At 70.1% G+C, this 20,906-nt stretch carries 21 protein-coding genes; 14 read left to right on the top strand and 7 right to left on the bottom strand.

The window, feature by feature from the left end:
- The first annotated feature begins 55 nt into the window (after positions 1-55).
- Genes ASC61_RS18965 through ASC61_RS18955 form a run of 3 tightly spaced genes read left to right on the top strand, consistent with a single transcriptional unit; the run spans position 56 to position 3,079 of the window.
- Positions 56-898 carry a GNAT family N-acetyltransferase gene (locus ASC61_RS18965; RefSeq protein ID WP_056214927.1) on the top strand — a complete coding sequence of 281 codons (843 nt, stop codon included), beginning with the start codon at positions 56-58 and terminating at the stop codon, positions 896-898.
- A gap of 43 nt (positions 899-941) precedes the next feature.
- Positions 942-1,304, top strand: coding sequence for a DoxX family protein (locus ASC61_RS18960; protein ID WP_056214924.1), 363 nt, complete (start codon positions 942-944; stop codon positions 1,302-1,304).
- A 35-nt stretch (positions 1,305-1,339) separates the two neighbouring features.
- On the top strand, positions 1,340-3,079 hold the full coding sequence (locus ASC61_RS18955; protein WP_200935561.1) for a proline--tRNA ligase: 1,740 nt from the start codon (positions 1,340-1,342) through the stop codon (positions 3,077-3,079).
- 72 nt (positions 3,080-3,151) lie between these two features.
- On the opposite strand, the gene ASC61_RS18950 is transcribed toward ASC61_RS18955, so the two are convergent.
- A complete protein-coding gene (locus tag ASC61_RS18950) occupies positions 3,152-3,553 on the bottom strand; it encodes a DUF4439 domain-containing protein (RefSeq protein ID WP_056214918.1) in 402 nt (133 codons plus the stop codon).
- A complete protein-coding gene (locus ASC61_RS18945; RefSeq protein ID WP_157439565.1) occupies positions 3,550-4,035 on the bottom strand; it encodes a hypothetical protein in 486 nt (161 codons plus the stop codon). Before ASC61_RS18945 ends, ASC61_RS18950 begins: the two co-directional genes overlap by 4 nt.
- Before the next feature lie 120 nt (positions 4,036-4,155).
- On the opposite strand from ASC61_RS18945, the gene rimP reads away from it, so the two are divergent.
- The 7 genes from rimP to ASC61_RS18915 all read left to right on the top strand — a co-directional run bounded on the left by rimP (position 4,156) and on the right by ASC61_RS18915 (position 11,534).
- Positions 4,156-4,608 carry a ribosome maturation factor RimP gene (gene rimP, locus ASC61_RS18940; protein WP_082530776.1) on the top strand — a complete coding sequence of 151 codons (453 nt, stop codon included), beginning with the start codon at positions 4,156-4,158 and terminating at the stop codon, positions 4,606-4,608.
- Positions 4,608-5,642, top strand: a complete 1,035-nt coding sequence (gene nusA / locus ASC61_RS18935; protein WP_056214904.1) for a transcription termination factor NusA — start codon at positions 4,608-4,610, stop codon at positions 5,640-5,642. The genes rimP and nusA overlap by 1 nt, the downstream gene beginning before the upstream one ends.
- A gap of 4 nt (positions 5,643-5,646) precedes the next feature.
- The gene (locus ASC61_RS19510; protein ID WP_082530775.1) at positions 5,647-5,952 is read left to right on the top strand and encodes a YlxR family protein; all 306 of its coding nucleotides are present in this window, start codon (positions 5,647-5,649) and stop codon (positions 5,950-5,952) included.
- Positions 5,953-6,114: 162 nt separating this feature from the next.
- Positions 6,115-8,877, top strand: a complete 2,763-nt coding sequence (gene infB, locus ASC61_RS18930; protein ID WP_056214900.1) for a translation initiation factor IF-2 — start codon at positions 6,115-6,117, stop codon at positions 8,875-8,877.
- A gap of 73 nt (positions 8,878-8,950) precedes the next feature.
- Entirely contained in the window at positions 8,951-9,391 is a 441-nt protein-coding gene (rbfA, locus tag ASC61_RS18925; protein ID WP_056214897.1) for a 30S ribosome-binding factor RbfA, read from the top strand.
- Positions 9,384-10,262 carry a tRNA pseudouridine(55) synthase TruB gene (gene truB, locus ASC61_RS18920; RefSeq protein ID WP_056214895.1) on the top strand — a complete coding sequence of 293 codons (879 nt, stop codon included), beginning with the start codon at positions 9,384-9,386 and terminating at the stop codon, positions 10,260-10,262. Before rbfA ends, truB begins: the two co-directional genes overlap by 8 nt.
- Positions 10,263-10,283: 21 nt before the next feature.
- A complete protein-coding gene (locus ASC61_RS18915; RefSeq protein ID WP_157439564.1) occupies positions 10,284-11,534 on the top strand; it encodes a phospholipase D-like domain-containing protein in 1,251 nt (416 codons plus the stop codon).
- Here ASC61_RS18915 and ASC61_RS18910 read toward each other — a convergent pair.
- Positions 11,531-12,280 carry an SDR family NAD(P)-dependent oxidoreductase gene (locus ASC61_RS18910; protein WP_056214891.1) on the bottom strand — a complete coding sequence of 250 codons (750 nt, stop codon included), beginning with the start codon at positions 12,278-12,280 and terminating at the stop codon, positions 11,531-11,533. The two genes, ASC61_RS18915 and ASC61_RS18910, sit on opposite strands and share 4 nt — an antisense overlap.
- 127 nt (positions 12,281-12,407) lie before the next feature.
- Here ASC61_RS18910 and ASC61_RS18905 point away from each other — a divergent pair, with 127 nt between their 5' ends.
- Both ASC61_RS18905 and ASC61_RS18895 read left to right on the top strand, forming a co-directional pair.
- Positions 12,408-12,866: a hypothetical protein gene (locus tag ASC61_RS18905; RefSeq protein ID WP_056214888.1), complete on the top strand. Its 459-nt coding sequence runs from the start codon at positions 12,408-12,410 to the stop codon at positions 12,864-12,866.
- Positions 12,867-13,396: 530 nt separating this feature from the next.
- Positions 13,397-14,245 (top strand): serine/threonine-protein kinase, encoded by an 849-nt coding sequence (locus ASC61_RS18895; protein ID WP_056214882.1) that lies wholly within the window; start codon positions 13,397-13,399, stop codon positions 14,243-14,245.
- An 8-nt stretch (positions 14,246-14,253) separates the two neighbouring features.
- Here ASC61_RS18895 and ASC61_RS18890 read toward each other — a convergent pair whose 3' ends face one another.
- Genes ASC61_RS18890 through ASC61_RS19870 form a run of 3 tightly spaced genes read right to left on the bottom strand, consistent with a single transcriptional unit; the run spans position 14,254 to position 16,637 of the window.
- On the bottom strand, positions 14,254-14,916 hold the full coding sequence (locus ASC61_RS18890) for a response regulator transcription factor (RefSeq protein ID WP_056214879.1): 663 nt from the start codon (positions 14,914-14,916) through the stop codon (positions 14,254-14,256).
- Positions 14,913-16,310, bottom strand: coding sequence for a sensor histidine kinase (locus tag ASC61_RS18885; protein WP_157439562.1), 1,398 nt, complete (start codon positions 16,308-16,310; stop codon positions 14,913-14,915). Before ASC61_RS18885 ends, ASC61_RS18890 begins: the two co-directional genes overlap by 4 nt.
- Positions 16,311-16,316: 6 nt before the next feature.
- Positions 16,317-16,637: a hypothetical protein gene (locus ASC61_RS19870; protein ID WP_056214876.1), complete on the bottom strand. Its 321-nt coding sequence runs from the start codon at positions 16,635-16,637 to the stop codon at positions 16,317-16,319.
- 111 nt (positions 16,638-16,748) lie between these two features.
- On the opposite strand from ASC61_RS19870, the gene ASC61_RS18875 reads away from it, so the two are divergent.
- Together ASC61_RS18875 and ASC61_RS18870 are read left to right on the top strand one after the other, a co-directional pair.
- Positions 16,749-17,675 carry a bifunctional riboflavin kinase/FAD synthetase gene (locus tag ASC61_RS18875; protein WP_056214873.1) on the top strand — a complete coding sequence of 309 codons (927 nt, stop codon included), beginning with the start codon at positions 16,749-16,751 and terminating at the stop codon, positions 17,673-17,675.
- A 79-nt stretch (positions 17,676-17,754) separates the two neighbouring features.
- A complete protein-coding gene (locus tag ASC61_RS18870; protein ID WP_056214870.1) occupies positions 17,755-19,968 on the top strand; it encodes a beta-glucosidase family protein in 2,214 nt (737 codons plus the stop codon).
- Here ASC61_RS18870 and ASC61_RS18865 read toward each other — a convergent pair.
- Positions 19,965-20,858, bottom strand: a complete 894-nt coding sequence (locus ASC61_RS18865; RefSeq protein WP_082530773.1) for an SGNH/GDSL hydrolase family protein — start codon at positions 20,856-20,858, stop codon at positions 19,965-19,967. The two genes, ASC61_RS18870 and ASC61_RS18865, sit on opposite strands and share 4 nt — an antisense overlap.
- Positions 20,859-20,906 lie beyond the last annotated feature (48 nt).

Here is a 20,906-nt window from a genome sequence, read left to right as displayed (position 1 = left end):
GCGGGCGTCCGCCCCGGGTCCGTCGTAGGCTGGTGGCACCACCCAGGGAGGCGCTGTGCTCAAGACGACGACGCACGTCCGTGCGCTGACGACGTCCGACCTCCCTGAGCTCAACGCCCTGCTCGACCGTGACCCGTTGGTCAACCTGTTCATCCGCAACCGCGTCGACGCCACCAAGCTGCAGACCCGCTGGCTCGGCGGGCAGGTCTGGGGCTACTTCGAGGACGGCGCTCTCGTGTCGGCGTGCCATGCCGGTGCCAACGTCGTACCGGCACAGGCGACGCCGGCGGCTGTCGAGGCGTTCGCCGGGCAGGCGATCACCGACAACGTACGCCCGTCGTCGATCGTCGGACCTCGCGACGCCGTGCTGCCGATGTGGAAGCTCCTCGAGCCGCACTGGGGCCCGGCCCGCTCACCGCGCCTCGACCAGCCGTTCATGGTGCTGGAGCACGACAGCCACCTGCGCCCTGACCCGCGCGTACGCCCCGTCGTGCTCGACGAGTTCGACACGGTCTATCCAGCCTGCGTCGCGATGTTCACCGAGGAGGTCGGTGTCGACCCCGAGATCGGCAACCGCAGCGGCTATCGCGCCCGCGTCGCCCAGCTGATCTCGCAGGGCTGGGCGTTCGCGATCATCGAGGACGGCGATGTGCTGTTCAAGGCCGAGGTCGGCGCCGCGACGCCGTACGCCTGCCAGATCCAGGGCGTCTACGTCAGGCCGGACCTGCGGGGCCAGGGCATCGCCGCGCCCGCGCTGGCGGCAGTCGTGCAGCAAGCCCGGGCGACGGTCGCGCCACGGGTCACGCTCTACGTCAACGACCACAACACCGCGGCACGTCGCGCCTATGAGCGGGTGGGTTTCGAGCAGACGGCGACGTTCGCCTCGATCCTGCTCTGAGACTCGACCGGCCGGCACTCTCACGCGCCACTACGCTCGCAGCATGAGTCGTGACATCAAGGTCCTGGCCGGCATCTTCGCAGTGTCCGGTGTGCTCCACTTCGTGACGCCTCGCATGTACGAGGCGATCGTGCCCAAGCCGCTGCCACGCAAGCGCGAGCTCGTGCAGGTGTCCGGCGCGGCAGAGCTCGCCCTGGCCGGGATGCTGCTGCATCCCCGCGGGCGCCGCCTGGGTGGGCTGGGTTCGGCGGCACTGCTCGTGGCGGTGCTCCCGGCCAACGTGCAGATGTCGCTCGACGCGGCCCGTGACTCACGCAGGCCGTGGTGGTTCACGCTCGGCACCGTGCTGCGCCTCCCGCTGCAGCTGCCGATGATCCGCATCGCGATGAAGGCCGCCCGAAGCTGACGTGAGGCCGACCGAATAAGGTCGTCATCATGCGAATGTCCCGGCTCTTCCTGCGTACCCTCCGCGACGATCCGGCCGACGCCGAGGTGCCGAGCCACAAGCTCCTGGTGCGCGCCGGCTACGTCCGCCGCGTGGCCCCCGGCATCTACTCCTGGCTGCCGCTCGGCCTCAAGGTGCTGGCCAAGGTCGAGAAGATCATCCGCGAGGAGATGGAGTCGATCGGCTCGCAGGAGGTGCGCTTCCCGGCGCTGCTGCCCCGCGAGCCCTATGAGGCGTCGGGCCGCTGGACCGACTACGGCCCCAACGTGTTCCGCCTCAAGGACCGCAAGGGCAACGACATGATGCTCGGCCCCACGCACGAGGAGTTCTTCACGCTGCTGGTCAAGGACCTCTACTCGTCCTACAAGGACCTGCCGCTCAGCCTCTACCAGATCCAGACGAAGTACCGCGACGAGGCGCGTCCCCGTGCGGGCATCCTGCGCGGTCGTGAGTTCATCATGAAGGACTCCTACTCGTTCGACGTCGACGATGCCGGCCTGGCTGCGTCCTACCAGGCGCACCGCGAGGCGTACGTCCGCATCTTCGACCGGCTGGGCTTCGAGTACGTCATCGTGCACGCGCAGTCCGGCGCGATGGGCGGCTCGGCGAGCGAGGAGTTCCTCGCCGTCTCCGAGACCGGCGAGGACACCTTCGTACGCTCGCCCGGTGGCTACGCCGCCAACGTCGAGGCCGTCACGACCGTCGTGCCCGACGCCATCTCGTACGACGGCCTGCCTGCCGCGCATGCGGAGCAGACCCCCGGCACGCCCACGATCGACACGCTGGTCGCGCACCTCAACGAGGCGTTCCCCCGTGACGACCGCCCGTGGACGGCGGCCGACACGCTCAAGAACGTGCTCGTGATCCTTCGGCACCCCGACGGCACCCGCGAGCCGCTCGCGATCGGGCTGCCCGGAGACCGTGAAGTCGACGCCAAGCGCCTGGAGGCCGTCGTCACGCCGGCCGAGGTCGAGCCGTTCGAGGACAAGGACTTCGCCGCCAACCCCGCGCTGGTCAAGGGCTACATCGGCCCGGCTGCGCTGGGTGCCGAGAGCGAGTCCGGCATCCGCTACCTCGTCGACCCCCGCGTCGTCGACGGCACGCGCTGGGTCACCGGCGCCAACGTCGAGGGCTCGCACGTCATCGACCTCGTCGCGGGACGCGACTTCACCGCGGACGGCACGATCGAGGCGGCCGAGATCCGTCCGGGCGACCCGGCGCCTGACGGCTCGGGTCCGCTCGAGCTCGCCCGCGGCATCGAGATGGGCCACATCTTCCAGCTCGGCCGCCTGTACGCCGAGGCGCTCGGCCTCAAGGTGCTCGACGAGAACGGCAAGCTCGTCACCGTGACGATGGGCTCCTACGGCGTGGGTGTCTCCCGTGCGGTCGCGGCTGTCGCCGAGTACGCCCACGACGACCTCGGCCTCATCTGGCCCAAGGAGCTGTCGCCGTTCGACGTGCACCTGATCGTGGCCGGCAAGGACGAGGCAGTCGTCGCCGGAGCCGAGCAGGTCTACCAGGACCTCATCGGTGAAGGCATCGACGTGCTGTTCGACGACCGCCTCGGCAAGGTCTCGCCCGGCGTCAAGTTCAAGGATGCCGAGCTGATCGGCGTGCCCACGATCGTCGTGGTCGGCAAGGGCTTCGTCGACGGCGTCGTCGAGGTCAAGGACCGGGCCACCGGCGAACGCACCGACGTCGCGCTGGCCGACCTCATCGCCCACCTCCGCGACTGAGTCACCGAGATTCGGATCGAGCTGCACCAGGCAGGGACCCAGCGTGGTGCAGCAGCATCCACATCTCGGGGACTAGGGGAGGCCGGGGAACGCGTCGGGGCGGCCGTCCCACGCCAGCTCGGCGAGTGCCGCACGGCGGAGCCCCCGCGTCGCGTACGTCCGTAGCTCGTCCGTGCTGTCGCCGACGAGCGTCAGGCACACCGCGGCGATGTCGCGCTCGAGCTGTCGAGCGGCGGCGACCGCTCGGCCCTTGGTGCGCACGCGCCCCACGTCGTACGACAGGGCGGGCGGGACCGGCTCGACCTTGAGCTGGTGCAGGCGCGTGAGCAGGCCGTCTCGCACGGTGCCGTGATCGTCGTACGACCTGCGCGCCCGCTCGGCCAGTGCGCCGTACCTGGCGCCGATGACGGGGTAGAGCCACACCGCCTCGTGCTCCAGCGCGAGCCAGTCCTGCAGGGTCTCGGTCGACGTCATCGCAGCCCACCGATCTCGTGCGCGCACTGGGCCAGGCCGGCCGACATCGACGCCAGGACGCGGACGAGCGCCGGTGAGGCCGCCCTGACCGAGTCGGCCGCGCGCTGCTTCGACGCCGCTGCGTACGCGGCGACCAGCTCGTCGACGGCCTTGGCGCGGTTCGCCGGTGGAGGGGCGATGTCAGGGACGACCGCTGAGACGCCGACAGCCTTGGCGTGCGCGGTGCTGATCGCGACGAACGGGCCGAGCCCGAGCTTGGGGTGCTTGACCGCGGCGGCCTCGACCTGCGCGAGCAGCGTGTTCTGGTCGGTGGCGACCCGCGCGATGAGCCGGTCGTCGGCAGGATCGGGCTCCTGGTGCGGCTCGATGCCCACGGAGCGCGCGAGGTCGTCGAGGCGGTGGCCGAGGGCTGCGCCACCGAGACCCGCGGCGACCGCCACGGTGGCTGCACCGGTCCCCAGGAGCGCGCGTCGGCTGATCACCACGGCAGGCTAGCCGACTCGTCACGTTCACCGGAGGGCCGCTCGTTCGGTAGGGTGGACCCGACACTGATGCCGGTGCCGACGACAGCCGAATCACAAGTGAACACTGGAGGACGAGCCATGGACGAACGACTCGCGACTCTCGTGGAGGAATGTGTCTCGGCGCTCGGGCTCGACCTCGAGGCGATCGAGCTCACTCCGGCCGGCAACAAGCGGGTCCTGCGCATCGCGCTCGACCGTGACGGCGGTGTCGGCATCGACCACATCACCGACGCCACCCGGGCGCTGTCGGAGGAGCTCGACGCGTCCGACGTGATGGGTTCGCAGCCCTACACCCTCGAGGTCACGTCGCGCGGCGTCGACCGCCCCCTCACCGCGCCCCGCCACTGGCGTCGCAACGCGGGCCGGCTCGTACGCCTGCGGCTCACCGACGACTCGTCGATCGACGGCCGCATCGGCGAGAGCGACGACCACGGCGTCGTGATCGAGGGCCGCACCACCAGCCAACGCCTCACCTACGACCAGATCACCACCGCGCTCGTGCAAACCGAGCTGAACAGGAAGGACGCCTGATGGACATCGACATGGCCGCATTGCGCGCCCTCGAGCACGAGAAGGACATCTCTTTCGACGTCGTCGTCGAGGCGATCGAGACCGCACTGCTCTCCGCGTACCACAAGACCGGTGGCTCCCACCCGCACGCGCGGGTCGAGCTCGACCGCAAGAGCGGGCACGTGACCGTGTGGGCCAAGGAGCGCCTCGAGGCCGAGCCGCTGCCGGAGCCCGCCGAGGGCGAGGAGCCGCAGGAGCGGCCTGCGCCGCAGTTCACCGAGGAGTTCGACGACACGCCGGACGACTTCGGCCGGTTCGCCGCGACGATCGCCCGCCAGCTCATCATGCAGCGCATCCGCGACGCCGAGGACGAGTCCAAGTACGGCGAGTTCGCCGGCAAGGTCGGCGACATCGTCTCCGGCGTCATCCAGCAGAGCCGTCCCGGCGACGTCGCGCTCGACCTCGGCCGCATCGAGGCGATCCTCGTGGCGTCCGAGCGGGTGCCCGAGGAGAAGTACGCCCATGGCGAGCGCCTCAAGGCGTACGTCTACGAGGTCGAGAAGGGCCTGCGCGGTCCGCGGGTCAAGGTCTCGCGGACGCACCCCAACCTCGTCAAGCTGCTGTTCGCCCTCGAGGCGCCGGAGATCGCCGACGGCTCGGTCGAGATCGTCGCGATCGCCCGCGAGGCCGGTCACCGCAGCAAGATCGCGGTGCGCGCCAACGTGCCCGGCGTCAACGCCAAGGGCGCGTGCATCGGCCCCATGGGCCAGCGCGTGCGCAACGTGATGCACGAGCTGCACGGCGAGAAGATCGACATCGTCGACTACAGCGACGATCCCGCGGAATTCATCGCGCACGCCCTGTCGCCGTCGCAGGTCAAGGGCGTGACGCTGGTCGACCAGGCGACGCGCTCGGCACGCGTCGTCGTACCCGACTTCCAGCTGTCGCTCGCGATCGGCAAGGAGGGCCAGAACGCCCGCCTCGCCGCCAAGCTCACGGGGTGGCGCATCGACATCCGCTCGGACACCGAGGCGCCCCGCACCGAAGGCGCCTGAGGCTGTGGCGCGACCGCTTCGCGAAACGGGTAGACTGGTCGAGGTCGTCCGGACATGCATCGGTTGCAGGCAGCGTGCGGACAAGACCACTCTGGTGCGCGTCGTCGCAGTTCAGGAGCCCACGATCACGGTCGTGACACCTGATCCGCACGGCACGCTGCCGGGGCGAGGGGCGCACCTGCACCCCACGACCCGGTGCCTGGAGCTCGCGACTCGCCGCAAGGCGTTCGGTCGGGCCCTTCGAGTCGAGGGGCCGCTCGACCTGGGCGCCGTGGCGGCTCTGGTCGAGAACTCGGGGCCCACAGCTTGACCACCAGGAGCGTCCACGCGATGGGCGCTTCACGACACGAAATCGGAGCACTTCGCTCATGAAGACCAAGTGAGTACTGCGCGATGAGTACTGCGCAATGAGCACGTTCGTCAACTAGTGGTCTGATCCTCCTTCGGGGTCGGACCCCCCTGAAGGAGAAGAGTGGCTGTAAGAGTCCACGAGCTCGCACGCGAGTTCGGTGTCGAGAGCAAGGTCGTCCTGTCCACCCTGAAAGACATGGGTGAGTACGTGAAGTCGGCCTCCTCGACCGTAGAAGCCCCCGTCGTCCGGCGCCTCAACGAGGAGCACGGCGAAGCCCTGCGCGCGCAGGGCGCCAAGAAGTCAGGCGGCAAGGCCGCCGCCAAGAAGGCCGCACCGGCACCCGCCGCCGAGCCCGAGGCCGCACCGGCCCCGGTCGAGGCTGCTGCGCCCGCTGCCCCTGCCCCGACGCGTACGCCCGGCCCCACGCCCGGACCTCGGGTCGCCCCGACGCCCGAGCCCGAGCCGGCTCCGGTCGCGGAGACCCCGGCACCTGCAGCCGAGCCCGAGGCGCCCGCTGCTGCGGCATCCTCGGCTCCGGCCGCCCCCGGGCCCCGTCCCGGACCCAAGGCGCCCGGTGCCCGTCCCGGCAACAACCCGTTCTCGTCGACGCAGGGCATGCAGGCCCCGCGTCCGCCGGCCGCACGTGCCGGTGGCCCGACGCCCGGTGGCGCACCTGGCATGCCGCGCCCCAACCCGGCCATGATGCCGCGCCAGTCCGGCCTCGCCGGCCCCTCGACCGGTCGCGGTGCGCCCGGCCGCGGTGGTCCTGGTGGAGCTCCCGGTCGCGGTGGACCCGGTGGTGCACCGGGTCGCGGCGCTCCCGGCGGAGGCGGCGGCGGTTACGCCGGCCGTCCCGGTGGTGGCGGTGCTCCCGGTCGTGGTGCTCCCGGCGGTGGAGGCGGCTTCAGCGGTCCTCCGCGCACGGGTGGCCCCGGTGGCCGCAACACGCGTGGTGGCACGCAGGGCGCGTTCGGTCGCGCCGGCGGACCCGTACGTCGTGGACGCAAGAGCAAGCGCGCGAAGCGTCAGGAATTCGACCAGATGCAGGCGCCCGCCATCGGCGGCGTCCGCGTCCGCAAGGGCAACGGCGAGACCGTACGCCTGACCCGCGGTTCCTCGCTGGCGGACTTCGCCGACAAGATCGGCGGCGACTCCGCATCGCTCGTCGAGGTGCTGTTCCACCTCGGTGAGGTCGTCACGGCGACGCAGTCGGCCAACGACGAGACCCTGATGCTGCTGGGCGAAGAGCTCAACTACAACGTCGAGGTCATCTCGCCCGAGGACGAGGACCGCGAGCTGCTCGAGTCGTTCGACATCGAGTTCGGCGAGGACGAGGGCGACGAGGCCGACCTGGCCGCGCGTCCCCCCGTCGTCACCGTCATGGGTCACGTCGACCACGGAAAGACCAAGCTCCTCGACGCGCTGCGCAGCAGCAACGTCGTCGACAAGGAGGCCGGTGGCATCACGCAGACCATCGGCGCCTACCAGGTCGCCACCGAGGTCGATGGCTCCGAGCGTCGCATCACCCTGATCGACACACCGGGTCACGAGGCGTTCACCGCCATGCGTGCCCGCGGTGCGCAGGCGACCGACATCGCGATCCTCGTGGTCGCGGCCGACGACGGCGTCATGCCGCAGACGGTCGAGGCGCTCAACCACGCCAAGGCCGCCGGTGTCCCGATCGTCGTCGCGGTCAACAAGGTCGACAAGCCCGACGCCGACCCGACCAAGGCTCGTGGCCAGCTCACCGAGTACGGCCTCGTGCCCGAGGAGTACGGCGGCGACACGATGTTCGTCGACGTCTCGGCCAAGGCCGGCACGGGTCTCGACGAGCTGCTCGAGGCCGTCATCCTCACGGCTGACGCCTCGCTCGACCTGCGCGCCAACCCCAACCAGAACGCCGAGGGTCTCGTCATCGAGGCACACCTTGACCGCGGTCGGGGACCTGTCGCCACGGTGCTGGTCCACCGCGGAACGCTCAAGGTCGGCGACTCGATCGTCGCCGGTCCGGCGTTCGGACGTGTCCGCGCCATGCTCGACGAGCACGGCGAGAACATCGAGGAAGCCACTCCGTCGCGGCCGGCACTCGTGCTGGGCCTGACGGCAGTGCCCGGTGCCGGCGACAACTTCATGGTCGTCGCGGACGATCGTCTGGCCCGCCAGATCGCCGAGAAGCGCGAGGCGCGCGAGCGCAACGCCCTCCTGGCGCAGCGCACCGGTCGTCGTACGCTCGAGGACTTCATGTCCTCGATGGAGAAGGGCGAGACCGACGAGCTGCTCCTCATCCTCAAGGGTGACGGATCCGGTTCGGTCGAGGCGCTCGAGGACGCACTGGCCCAGATCGACGTCGGCGAGGAGGTCGCACTCCGGGTCATCGACCGCGGCGTCGGTGCGATCACCGAGACCAACGTCATGCTGGCCGCCGCGTCCAACGCCGTCATCATCGGCTTCAACGTCCGCCCGCAGGGCAAGGCGACGGAGCTGGCCGACCGCGAAGGTGTCGAGATCAAGTACTACTCGGTCATCTACAACGCGATCGAGGAGATCGAGGCTTCGCTCAAGGGCCTGCTCAAGCCGGAGTTCGAGGAGGCGCAGCTCGGTACCGCCGAGATCCGCGACATCTTCCGCTCCAGCAAGATCGGCAACATCGCCGGTTGCATGGTCACGAGCGGCGTGATCCGGCGCAACGCGAAGGCACGCCTGCTTCGCGACGGCTCCGTGGTCGCCGACAACCTCGACTTCTCCAGCCTGCGCCGCGAGAAGGACGATGTGTCCGAGGTCCGCGAAGGCTTCGAGTGCGGTCTCGTGCTCAAGGGCTTCAACGACATCAAGGTCGGCGACATCGTCGAGACGTTCGAGCTGCGCGAGAAGGTTCGCGCGTAAGCGACACCCCCGTCGGACGCCTCCCCCCACGCGCTTGCGTGGGGGAGGCGTCCCACTCAGTTTGGAGAGAATCATGGCTGGACCTCGGATCCACAAGGTCGCCGACCGGATCAAGGTCGTCGTGGCGCAGATGCTCGAGCGCCGGATCAAGGATCCGCGCCTCGGCTTCGTGACGATCACCGACGTACGCATGACCGGTGACGGTCAGCAGGCCTCGGTGTTCTACACCGTGATGGGCGACGAGACCGCTCGCGCCGAGACCGCAGCGGCGCTGCGCAGTGCGACCGGCCTGATCCGCTCCGAGGTGGGCAAGCAGCTCGGCACCCGCATCACGCCGTCGATCGAGTTCTTCCTCGACGCCGTCCCGGAGACGGCCAAGGAGATCGAGGAGCTGCTGGCCAAGGTCAAGGAGTCCGACGAGCAGGTCGCGTCCCGCTCGGCGGGTGCGCAGTATGCCGGCGACCCCGATCCGTACAAGAAGAAGGACGAGGACGACGCGGAGCTCGATGACTGACCTCGTCAGTGGGCTCGTCGTCGTCGACAAGCCGGCCGGCTGGACGTCGCACGACGTCGTCGGCCGCATGCGCCGCATCGCCGGCACCAAGAAGGTCGGCCACTCCGGAACGCTCGACCCCATGGCGACCGGCATCCTCGTGCTGGGCATCAACCGGGCGACGCGGCTGCTCGGTCACCTGACGCTCGCCGACAAGGAGTACGTCGCGACGATCCGGCTCGGCCAGGCCACCGTCACCGACGACGCCGAGGGCGAGATCACGTCGTCGACGCCGGCCTCACATGTCGACGAAGCCGCCGTGCGCGCTGTGCTGCCGGCCTACACGGGCGACATCCAGCAGGTCCCGTCGTCGGTCTCGGCGATCAAGGTCGACGGCGTGCGCTCGTACGCCCGAGTCCGCGCCGGTGACGAGGTCGAGCTCAAGGCCCGGCCGGTGACCGTCTCGGTGTTCGAGCTCGACGCGCTGCGCGTCGAGGGCGACGTGGTCGACGTCGACGTGCGGGTCGTGTGCACCAGCGGCACCTACATCCGTGCCCTGGCGCGCGACATCGGCGCCGACCTCGGCGTCGGCGGACACCTCACGATGCTGCGGCGCACGCGGGTCGGAGCGTTCTCGCTCGACCAGGCTCACACGCTCGAGGAGCTCGAGCAGGAGCTCGTCGTGGTCGGCCTCGACGACGTGGCGCGCGCGAGCTTCCCGTCGTACGACCTCGCCGAACGCGAGGCCTCGGACGTACGCTTCGGCCGTCCGCTCACGGGCATCGACCTCGGCGCTCCCGGCGCGGTCGCGGTGTTCGCGCCGTCGGGCGAGTTCCTCGCGCTCTACGAGCAGCGTGGCGGCGTCGCCAAGCCCGTCGCCGTCTTCGTCTGAATCGCTAGGGTGAGGTCCACCATGCGTATGCGCCGGCCGTCGACCCGCGGCATCCTCAAGCGGGCCCTGTTCACGATGCTCTCGGCGCAGTTCCTGATCGTCGTCGCGCTCATGGTGACGACCAAGGTGCGCAAGCTGATGCGCGGGAGCAAGAGCCACGACACGTTCCCGGTGACCCCGCCAGCGCCCCTCGAGGTCGGCGCGGGCAACACGGCGACGGTCTACACGTACGGCTCCGATCTCTTCGAGGACATGCTCGCGGCGATCGGCAACGCGCGCGAGCGGATCCTGTTCGAGACCTACATCATCAAGGCCGACGAGATGGGCCGCCGCTTCAAGCAGGCCCTCGTCGATGCGGCCGAGCGCGGCGTCGACGTCTACGTGATCTATGACGGCTTCGCCAACCTGGTCGTCACGCCGAGCTTCCTCACGTTCCCCGCGCCGATCCACGTCCTGCGCTATCCCGTGTTCGCCACCGGTTGGCGGTTCTTCAGCCCGCGACAGATGGGCCGCGACCACCGCAAGGTGCTGGTCGTCGACGACGAGGTCGGCTACGTCGGCGGCTACAACATCGGCTCGCTGTACGCGTCGGAGTGGCGCGACACGCACCTCAAGATCGAGGGTCCCTCGGTGTGGGACCTCGACAACGCGTTCGTCGACTTCTGGAACCTGCGACGCCGCAGGCGGGCCCGGATGCTCAAGGAGCGCGGCGACGCGAGCTGGGAGCCGCAGATCCGTGCGCACCGCAACGTGCCGCGACAGCTGCTGTTCCCGATCCGTGGCATGTACATCGAGGCGATCGACCGGGCCCGCGACCACATCTACATCACGGCGGCCTACTTCATTCCCGACCGGGACATCCTCGACGGGCTGCTCGCGGCGGCCGCCCGTGGCGTGCGCGTGCGGATCCTCGTTCCCGAGATCTCCAACCACGTCGTGGCCGACTGGCTCTCGCGCGGCTTCTACTCTCAGCTGCTCGACGGCGGCGTGGAGATCCTGCTCTACCAGGACTGGATGGTGCACGCCAAGACCGCGACGATCGACGGCCGATGGACGACGATCGGCACCGCCAACATCGACCGGCTGAGCCTGACCGGCAACTACGAGATCAACCTCGAGATCCTCGACGACGCGCTGGCGCAGCACCTGGAGACGGTGTTCGAGACCGATGCGTCCAACGCGCGGGTGCTGACCCGGGCCGAGTGGTCGTCGCGCCCGCTGGTCGCCAAGGCGTGCGAGTGGATCCTCGCGCCGCTGCGGCCGCTGCTCTAGAGGGGATGCGGCGGACCGGCCCCGTCGAGCACCACGACCTCACCGGCGGACGACGGATCGACGATCAGCCGGACGATCTCGTCGGTCACGTCCCCGACCGGCACGAGCGGGGGAGCCGAGACCCGGTCCTCCGGGTCGAGCGCGGCGAGCTCGCGCTGAGCGCGGGGCAGCGCGATCCAGCCCGGCACGACGCAGCTGACGCGTGGGCTCGCCCAGGCCCCGACGGCCGAGGTGAGGCGGACGACGCCGGCCTTCGAGACGGCATACTCAGGCGAGGCGTACGGACTGGACTCGATGCCGGCGCTCGACGACACCTGGACCACCGCGCCGCCGTCCACCACTGCCGCACGCGCCAGCTGCAGCAGGCGCATGGGTGCGACCAGGTTGAGGTCGAGCACGCTCAGCCAGTCGTCGGGTGAGACGTCGGGGTAGTGACTGGTGAGCCCGCCCCACCCGCCGGCATTGCTGACGACGGAGAACAGGGTGCCCTGTGACGAAGCCAGGTCGACGGCCCAGGCGAGGCGATCCGCGTCGCGTACGTCCGCGACCACGGCCTCCGCGCTGCCGCCGTGGTGCTGGATGCTCCCCACCAGCTCGCGAGCGGCCGCCGCGTCAGGGTCGAGCACCACGACGTGCGCGCCGTGGGACGCGAGCTCGGACACGACGGCCGCGCCGAGGCCCGAGGCCCCGCCGGTCACGAGGCTCACGGTGTCGCGCAGGACGGTCAGGTCGGGTGCGGTCGGCATGGTCTCGACGCTAGGCGCGACCCGGGACCGCCGCCACATGAGAGACCTCTCATGCCCGGCTCATGGGCGCCTCACGTGCGCCGCGGAGTCTCAGCGCTGTCAGCACCACCGATTTCGAGGAGACATCATGGACAGGTACATCCGCGCAGGAGTCGTGGCCCTGGCTGCCACCGTCGTCGTGGGAACCGCAGGAGTGGCCGTGGCGCGCAACGGTTCGGACGACTCACCGGACCCGGCACGTTCGTCCGCCACGACGGCCGTCCCGGCACCGAGCTCGACCCACGACGTCAACGACGACAAGGGCGGGCTCCGCGACCGCGACGACCGGGTCGAGCCGGGTGACGATCGCGACGACGACGCACGGCGGCACGGTGCGGACGACCCGGCCGACCACGACGTCAACGACGACAAGGGCGGGCTCCGGGACCGTGACGACCGGGTCGAGCCGGGTGACGATCGTGACGACGACGGGCACCACGGCCGCCATCACGGGTCGGACGACTCCGGCCGTGACGACGACAACAGCGGACCCGGGTCGGACGACTCCGGCCACCACGACAGCGGCTCGGGATCTGACGACGACTGACCGCATCGTGTGAACGGCCGGGGTGCTCGCACCCCCGGCCGTTCCGCGTTCTGCCGGCCGGGCACATGAGAGGCCTCTCATGCCGCACTCACTGCGGCCTCATGAACCGGCGACAGGCTGAATCCCACAGCACATCCGAACGAGGAGAGACACATGCACACGTTGGTACGCACAGGAATCGTGGCCGTCGCAGGCTCCGTCGCCATCGGCACAGCGGGTTTCGCGCTGGCCGGCGCGACGGCGAAGGACGCCGACCCGGTGGTCAAGCGGGAGGACACGTCGAGCTCCTGGGTCCAGTCCGCGAACGTCGACGACGACCCGGACGACGACCAGGCCGGCAGGGCGGACTCGCCGACGCACCACACCGTCNCGGCGAACACGGCGAACACGGCGAACACGGCGAACACGGCGAACACGGCGAACACGGCGAACAGCAAGAACACCGCGCCGACGACGAACACGCACCACACCGTCAAGACCGTGAACACCGCGCCGACCAGGAACACGGCGCCGTCCGCGAACACCCGCTGATGTCCGACACCTGGGGCCTGGCCGGGGGCGACACGATCGCCCCCGGCCTCACGGCCGTCAAGCCGGTCGGCGGCGGCACGATGTACGAGGCCTGGCTCGCGTTCGACGAGCGGCTGTATGCGCCGGTCGTCGCCAAGGTCATGCGACCCGGTCAGGTCAGCGAGTCGGCGCGACGCGACCTCCAACGGGAGGTCGGCATGGTGAGCCGGCTGAGCCACCCCGGCATCGCGAGGCTGTTCGCGTACGACGACGAGGGCGAGCGGCCCTATCTGGTGCTGGAGAACATCGACGGGCCGAGCCTGTCGTCCCTGATCGGCAAGCACGGGTATGTGCCGCTGCACCAGCTGCTGCCGTTGGGTCTCGAGCTCGCCTCGGCGCTGCACTACCTGCGCGCGAGGGAGGTCTGTCACCTCGACGTCAAGCCCAGCAACGTCATCATGGGTGCGCCTGCGAAGCTCATCGACTTCAGCATCGCGATGGAGGCCAAGGCCGCAGTGGAGCTGACCGATCCGCTCGGCAGCGACGAGTACATGGCGCCCGAACAGTGCGTCCCGGGAGAGCGCGGCACGGTCGGTCACGCGAGCGACATGTGGGGCTTCGGCGCCACGATGTTCCGCGCCGCAGCGGGCTACCGGGCGTTCGAGCGCGAGCCCCGTTGGCAGCAGCTCACCGAGGAGCCGTACGTCCTGCCGCACTTCGTGCCGACCGCGCTCGGCGACCTGCTCCACGCGTGCCTGTCCCGCGACCCCGCGGACCGTCCCCTGCCCGACGAGGCCGCGCGTGCGCTCGAGCCCATGCTGGAGCGCCTCCCGCAGGCCCGGCTGTCAGGCTTCAAGATCAGCCTCTGATCGCGAGGTCAGTCGACGCGGTAACCCAGCCCGCGCACCGTCGTGACCAGCTCGGCGCCGAGCTTCTTGCGCAGGTAGCCGACGTAGACGTCGACGACGTTGGAGCCGGGGTCGAAGTCGTAGCCCCACACCTGCGACAACAGCTGCTCGCGCGACAGGACGAGACCGCGGTTGCGGATCAGGACCTCCGCGAGGGTCAGCTCACGCGCCGAGAGCTCGACCTCGCGGTCTCCGACGTATGCCCGCCGGCGGCGCAGGTCGACGCGGACGTCACCCACCGACAGCTCGTCGTCAGGCGCTGCCTCACCTGGCGTGCGCAGCCTCAGGCGTACACGGGCCACCAGCTCGCCGAACGTGAACGGCTTCGACATGTAGTCCGCGGCTCCGCCCTCGAGCGCGGCGACCGTGTCGGTGACCGAGTCGCGGGCGGTCAGGACGATGACCGGCAAGGTCGGGCGCTCCGCCGTGACCCGCTCGAGGACGCGGAAGCCGTCCATGCCGGGCAGCCCGATGTCGAGCACCATGAGGTCGAACTCGCCCGTCAGGGCGTAGTCGAGCCCTGTGATCCCGTCACCGACGACCGTCGGCGTGAATCCCTCGGCCCTGAGCCCCTTGGACACGAACGAGGCGATGCGGTCCTCGTCCTCGACGATCAATATCCGGTTCGTCACGCGACCTCTCCCGTCGGTAGCCGGAGCCTGAACGTGGCACCGGACGGCGTCTCGTCGATCACGACCTCACCTCCGTGCGCCTCGGCGATCGCGGAGACGATGGACAGTCCCAGGCCGAAGCCCTCGTCGTCGTGGTCGCCACGCGTGAACCGTTCGAAGACCTTCGCGCGCATGGCGGGATCGACGCCCGGACCCTCGTCGCGTACCCACAGCTCGAGGCATCCCTCGTGCAGGCGTGAGCCGATGCCGATCTCGTCGCCAGGGGCCGTGTGACGCGCGGCATTGTCCGACAGCTGCAGGAGCGCCTGGGTGATGCGCTGCCCGTCGAGGAGTGCGGAGTGTCGCGCCACGCCGTCCAGCAGCCACCGGCGGTCTGCCAGGGCGCGCGCCCGGTCGATCGCGCCGTGCGTGAGTGCCTCGACGTCCGTCGGGTGCGGGTCGACGAAGTCCGGCCGCCGCGCCTTGGCGAGCATCAGCAAGTCGTTGACGAGGCGAGCCATACGGTCGATCTCGTCCAGGAGGAGGGCTCGGGTGGTGGCGACGTCGTGGGGGTCTGCTGTGTCGAGGACCTCGAGGTGACCGCGCAGGACGGTCAACGGGGTACGCAGCTCGTGGCCGGCGTCGTCGAGGAGCTGGCGCTGGGTGGCGAACGCGGACTCCAACCGGTCGAGCATGTCGTTGAACGTGCGCTGCAGGTCGGACAGGTCGTCGTGGCCGGTGACCTCCAGCCGTCTCCCGAGGTCCCCGTCGCTGATGCCTCGCGCGGTGTCCCGGAGCCGGCGGACGGGTCGGAGCAGTCGTCCTGCGCTCCATGACGCGAGCCCGGCGATGAGGATGACGGACAACGCCGCCAGGAGCGCATACGTGACCATCAGCTCGTGCAGGTCGTCGCGGCTGGAGCCGACGTCGTGCACGACGACGAACGCCGCCGACTGCGCGCCGACCTTCACGGGCTGCACGGCGACCCGGTACGTACGCCCGCCGACCTCGAGCGAGCGAGTGCCGCCGGTCGCCTTCAGCCTCTCGACCAACGCCGGGAACGCCTGGGACCGCTGGAGGACGGGGTCGTACTCGCCCTGGTACGTCGGGGTCCCGCTCGTGGGGAACGCGAACAGCTCCTCGTTGTCGTCGGGCAGGTTGCGCTGCAGAAACACCTCGAGCAGCCGGTCGGCGGAGGCGAATCGACGCTGCGTCCGCGGATCGGGCTCCTTCTGGAGCGCGCGGAACTCACCGGTCTCCTGGCTCAGGCTGGTCTCGATCGCGCGGTCGATCCGGCGTGCCTCGAGCACGTACAGGGTCAGGCCGACGGCGACGAGCGCCAGCGTCGTGAGCAGCGCGATCGTGATGGTCAGGCGATGCCGCACCGACAGGCGCGACAGGGAGGGGACTGCCATCGGACCTCAGTCGTCTTCTGGATGGTCGCGGCCGCTGTGGTCGTCGTCCCCGCCGCGGCCCTTGCCGCTGTGGTCGTCGCCGTCGTCGATGTCCTTGGGCTCGGGCACCTCGCGCTCGTAGTCGTCGTCATCATCGCCGTCGTCGTCCGACGACGGCGTCGTGGTCGTGGCGGGAGGAGTCGGGCTGGCGGCGGGGGAGATCACGATCGGCCTGAGGTCCTGGGGTGCGGGGTCGGCGCCGGCCGAGACCCTCGAGACGATGACCGCGGTGAGCGCCAGCGCCACGACGGCCAGCGCCGCCGCGGGGAGTCGTCTGCGCAGGTCCATGGCTCCAGCCTGCCCCATGCCTCGGCACTGGTCGATGAGGTGGCGATGAGAGTGTTCTTAGGTTCGGCCCCTGCCGGGCGGCGTGCGGCGGTGTGGCACAGTTTTGCCGTGATGATCTGGCGTGACTTCCGCGGAGCTGCGACGGATCCGCGAACCGAGCCGTCCGCTGTCACGGTGGGCAACTTCGACGGCGTGCACAAAGGTCACCAGCACGTGCTGGCCCGCACCCGTGAGCTGTCCGGCGGGCTGCCGGTCATCGCGGTGACGTTCGTGCCACACCCACTGGCCGTCGTACGTCCTGAGCAGGCGCCGACCCGGCTCACCACGATCGAGCGCCGCGTCGAGCTGCTGCGCGCCGCCGGTGCCGACGAGGTCCGCATCCTCAACTTCACCGCCGAGATGGCCTCGTGGTCTCCGCAGGAGTTCGTCGACCGGGTCCTGGTCGAGCAGCTGAGCGCGGCTCTCGTGGCTGTCGGCGACAACTTCCGCTTCGGCTCCAAGGCCAGTGGCGACACGACGTTCCTCCGCGAGGCGGGGGAGCGAGGCGGGTTCGCCGTCGACGGGCTCGCCCTCGACGGCGGTGCCGTGCCGTACTCCTCGACCCTGGTCCGTACGTTGGTCGCAGAAGGCCGGCTGGTCGAGGCCGCGGAGGTGCTCGGCCGTCCCCATGAGGTGTCCGGAGTCGTCACCAAGGGCGACCAGCGGGGCCGTGAGCTGGGCTTCCCGACCGCCAACGTGCCGGTCGACGAGGCGTATGCCGTGCCGCCTGACGGTGTCTACGCGGGCTGGCTCGTGCGCGCGGACGGCGAGCGGCTGCCGGCGGCGATCTCGGTCGGCACCAACCCGACGTTCGACGGCGTCGAGCGACGCGTCGAGTCGTACGTGCTGGACCGCACGGATCTCGAGCTCTACGGCGAGGCGATCCGGGTCGAGCTCGTCGACCGCCTGCGGGGCATGGTCACGTACGAAGGCATCGACCCGCTGATCGCGCAGATGCACCAGGACGTCGAGAAGACGCGTCAGATTCTCCAAACCTGAAACCTGTTCCACCTCGGGCGGAACGCGGGTACGTTGTCCGCATTCTGCGTGCGTGCGCACGCCTGACGTGGGGAGCCCCATGACGACGCGACGCCTGCTCGGCCTGGCCATTGCCGCTGCGACGGTCAGCTCGACCCTCGCCCTGATGCCGGTCTCGCCGGCCGTCGCGGCCGGCCGCTGCGGCGATCATCCGTGGTGCGACACGTCGCTGAGTCCCAGCAAGCGCGCGGACCTGCTCCTCGCCCAGATGACGTTGAGCGAGAAGATCGGCATGCTCGGCGGCGACGAGCTCAAGGGCGGCGCAGTCAGCAGCCCCGAGACCCACACCGGCGTCCAGAAGGGCATACTGAGGCTCGACGTGCCGACGATCTACTACAGCGACGGTCCGGTGGGACCCCGCCAGGGCAAGTCGATCGGGTTGCCGGCGCCGTTGACGCTCGCCGCGACGTTCGACCCCGAGCTGGCTCGAGCGCACGGCACGGTTGCCGCATCGGAGGCCAAGGCCAAGGGCAACGACGTCATCTACGCCCCGACGGTCAACATCGCCCGGTCCCCGCTGGCCGGCCGTACGTTCGAGGGATACGGCGAGGACCCGTGGCTGACGAGCCGCCTCGGTGTCGCGTGGATCGAGGGTGCGCAGGCGACCGGCGTGATCGGCAACGTCAAGCACTTCGCCGCCAACAACCAGGAGGGCATCGACCTCACCGGAGGAGCGCTCAACGAATACCTGCCGGCCGGGCTCGGGGTCATCGGGACCCGCTATGCGCAGAACTCGATCGTCGACGACCGCACGATGCGCGAGATCTACCTGCCGCAGTTCGAGGCCGCCGTCAAGGAGGCCAAGGTCGGCACGATCATGTGCGCCTACAACCGGGTCAACGGCAAGTACGCCTGCCAGAACCCGACGCTGCTCAAGCAGATCCTGCGCGACGAGTGGGGCTTCAAGGGCTATACGATCGCGGACTACCTGGCGATCCACACGACCGCCGGGGGCCTCAACAACGGCCTCGACTTCGAGCCCTGGCCGCCGGTCGGCTACCAGCCCCTGCTGGTCAGCACCGCCGTCACGCTCGGCCAGGTCTCGCGGGCGACGATCGACCAGCACGTGCGCGTGATGCTCGAGACGTGGTTCCGGTTCGGTGTGTTCGACCGCGAGGCGTACCGCAACGACGACGCGCAGATCGACCAGACCGCAGACGGTCTCGCGTCACAACGCATCGCGGAGCAGTCGACGACGCTGCTGCGCAACAACGGCATCCTGCCGATCTCGTCGGCAGTGAGGTCGATCGTCGTGATCGGCAAGCCGGCCACCCAGTTCGCGGTGGGCGGGGGATCCGGTGAGGTCGAGCCGTTCGCGAACCACTCGCTCCTCGAGGGCATCACGGCCCGCGCAGGGTCCGGGGTCAAGGTCACGTACGACGACGGCTCCGACAAGGCGCGAGCCAGCGCTGCCGCGAAGGCGGCCGACCTGGCGATCGTGGTGGCCAAGGACCAGTACGGCGAGGGCTCCGACCGCAACTGCCTGACGCTGGAGTGCCCGAGCGTCAACGGCAACCAGGACGCGCTGATCGACTCGGTGGCCACCTCCCAGCCCAAGACGGTCGTCGTGCTCGAGTCCGGCGGAGCCGATCTGACGCCGTGGCGGTCGAAGATCGCAGCGCTCGTGCAGGCCTGGTATCCCGGCGCCCACGGTGGCCCGGCACTCGCCAGGGTGTTGTTCGGCGATGTCGACGCCGGCGGACGGCTGCCCATCACGTTCCCCGAGAGCCAGTCGCAGCTGCCGACCGCGGTGAGCGCGGCGCGCTATCCCGGCAGCGGTGTGCTGGGTCTGGACACGCACTACGACGAGGGCGTCTTCGTCGGCTATCGCTGGTACGACGAGAAGAAGCTGGCGCCGGCCTACCCGTTCGGCTTCGGGCTGTCCTACACGTCGTTCTCCCTGTCGGGCCTGCAGGTCGTGCGCACCGCCAGCGGTGCGACGGTCAAGGCCGTCGTCACCAACACCGGCGGACGCAAGGGCTATGCGGTGCCTCAGCTCTACCTCGGGCTGCCCGACCAGTCGGCGTCCGTGCAGCAGCCCCCGTCGGCACTCAAGGGCTTCAGCAAGGTGCAGCTCGCACCGGGGGAGTCGCGCACGGTGTCGTTCCCGCTCGACGAGCGCGCACTGTCGTACTGGGACACCACCTCGTCGTCATGGAAGGTGACCAAGGGCTGCGCCGCGGTCAAGGTCGGGTTCTCCTCGCGCGACCTGCCGCTCGACGGTCAGCTGCCCATCGGCGGAGGCACCTGCTAGCGCGCGAGCTCAGCCTCGACCGCCCGCGCGACCGCCTTCATGCCGGCGAGCCGCGGGTGGAACGCGATGCCGTCGGCGTCCCGAACCGTACGTCCGTTGGTCCAGGCGCGAGCCCCGGCGCACGCGTCGTGGCCGCGCGACACGCGCCGCATCGAGACGTACGGGACACGTGCTTGCCGGGCGGCGTCGGCGAGTGTCTGGTCGAGAGCCGCCTCGGTCGCGGCGACCGCAGCAGCGTCGGCCGCCGGGATGCCGATCGTCGGGCAGGTGCCCGAGCTCGGCATGATCCGCAGGTAGCCGACCAGCAGCACGGTCGCCTCGGGTGCCCTGGCGCGAACGTCGTCGAGCACCGTGGCGATGTCGCTGACGGTCTGTCGCAGGATCGTGGGGGCCGAGTCGCGGGAGAACGGCGCGCACGCGCCCTGACCGCGGGTGCAGGCCGAGATGAGCGACGCGAACAGGTTGCCGTCGTTGCCTCCGATGCCGACCGTGACGAGGTCCGTGCCCGTCCTGACGGCGGCGAGTTGCGGTGGCGCACCGACCAGGCCGCCGCCCTTCTGCAGCACGTCGTGGGTCGTCGCGCCGGCGCAGCTGACGTCGGTGAACGACCTCGCGTCGAGCCGTCGCGCGACGAGCGACGGCCAGTTGTGGTCGGACCGCAAGCACAGCTCACCGCCCTTGCGCAGGTCGGCAAGCCCCGGACCGGCGGTGAACGAGTCACCCAGGGCGACGTACGAACGTACGGTCGGCAGGTCAGGCGTACGCATGGGAGTCGGGCTCGCAGTCGGCGTGGACCGCGTGGGCCCTGGATCGTCGGGGGTTGAGGAGCACGCGGCCAGCAGTGCCGTCACCACGACGGCAACGCCGGCGATCCGGGCTCTCCACGACATGCCACGACGCTAGCCGGGACGTGGTCACCGCCGCTCTGCCGGAGGCGT

It is taken from the genome of Aeromicrobium sp. Root344 (assembly GCF_001425755.1).
Classification (GTDB): domain Bacteria; phylum Actinomycetota; class Actinomycetes; order Propionibacteriales; family Nocardioidaceae; genus Aeromicrobium.
This window is presented reverse-complemented; position numbering and strand designations above follow the sequence as displayed.

Excerpts from the sequence above, each read along its gene's own strand:
- ASC61_RS18955 (WP_200935561.1), top strand. The coding sequence starts at position 1,340 with ATGTCCCGGCTCTTCCTGCGTACCCTCCGCGACGATCCGGCCGACGCC.
- ASC61_RS18915 (WP_157439564.1), top strand. The coding sequence starts at position 10,284 with ATGCGTATGCGCCGGCCGTCGACCCGCGGCATCCTCAAGCGGGCCCTG.
- ASC61_RS18870 (WP_056214870.1), top strand. The coding sequence starts at position 17,755 with ATGACGACGCGACGCCTGCTCGGCCTGGCCATTGCCGCTGCGACGGTC.
- nusA (WP_056214904.1), top strand. The coding sequence starts at position 4,608 with ATGGACATCGACATGGCCGCATTGCGCGCCCTCGAGCACGAGAAGGAC.
- ASC61_RS19870 (WP_056214876.1), bottom strand. The coding sequence starts at position 16,637 with ATGGACCTGCGCAGACGACTCCCCGCGGCGGCGCTGGCCGTCGTGGCG.
- ASC61_RS18910 (WP_056214891.1), bottom strand. The coding sequence starts at position 12,280 with ATGCCGACCGCACCCGACCTGACCGTCCTGCGCGACACCGTGAGCCTC.
- rbfA (WP_056214897.1), top strand. The coding sequence starts at position 8,951 with ATGGCTGGACCTCGGATCCACAAGGTCGCCGACCGGATCAAGGTCGTC.
- ASC61_RS18905 (WP_056214888.1), top strand. The coding sequence starts at position 12,408 with ATGGACAGGTACATCCGCGCAGGAGTCGTGGCCCTGGCTGCCACCGTC.
- ASC61_RS18895 (WP_056214882.1), top strand. The coding sequence starts at position 13,397 with ATGTCCGACACCTGGGGCCTGGCCGGGGGCGACACGATCGCCCCCGGC.
- ASC61_RS18865 (WP_082530773.1), bottom strand. The coding sequence starts at position 20,858 with ATGTCGTGGAGAGCCCGGATCGCCGGCGTTGCCGTCGTGGTGACGGCA.
- truB (WP_056214895.1), top strand. The coding sequence starts at position 9,384 with ATGACTGACCTCGTCAGTGGGCTCGTCGTCGTCGACAAGCCGGCCGGC.
- ASC61_RS18950 (WP_056214918.1), bottom strand. The coding sequence starts at position 3,553 with ATGACGTCGACCGAGACCCTGCAGGACTGGCTCGCGCTGGAGCACGAG.
- ASC61_RS18960 (WP_056214924.1), top strand. The coding sequence starts at position 942 with ATGAGTCGTGACATCAAGGTCCTGGCCGGCATCTTCGCAGTGTCCGGT.
- ASC61_RS18885 (WP_157439562.1), bottom strand. The coding sequence starts at position 16,310 with ATGGCAGTCCCCTCCCTGTCGCGCCTGTCGGTGCGGCATCGCCTGACC.
- ASC61_RS18875 (WP_056214873.1), top strand. The coding sequence starts at position 16,749 with ATGATCTGGCGTGACTTCCGCGGAGCTGCGACGGATCCGCGAACCGAG.
- rimP (WP_082530776.1), top strand. The coding sequence starts at position 4,156 with ATGGACGAACGACTCGCGACTCTCGTGGAGGAATGTGTCTCGGCGCTC.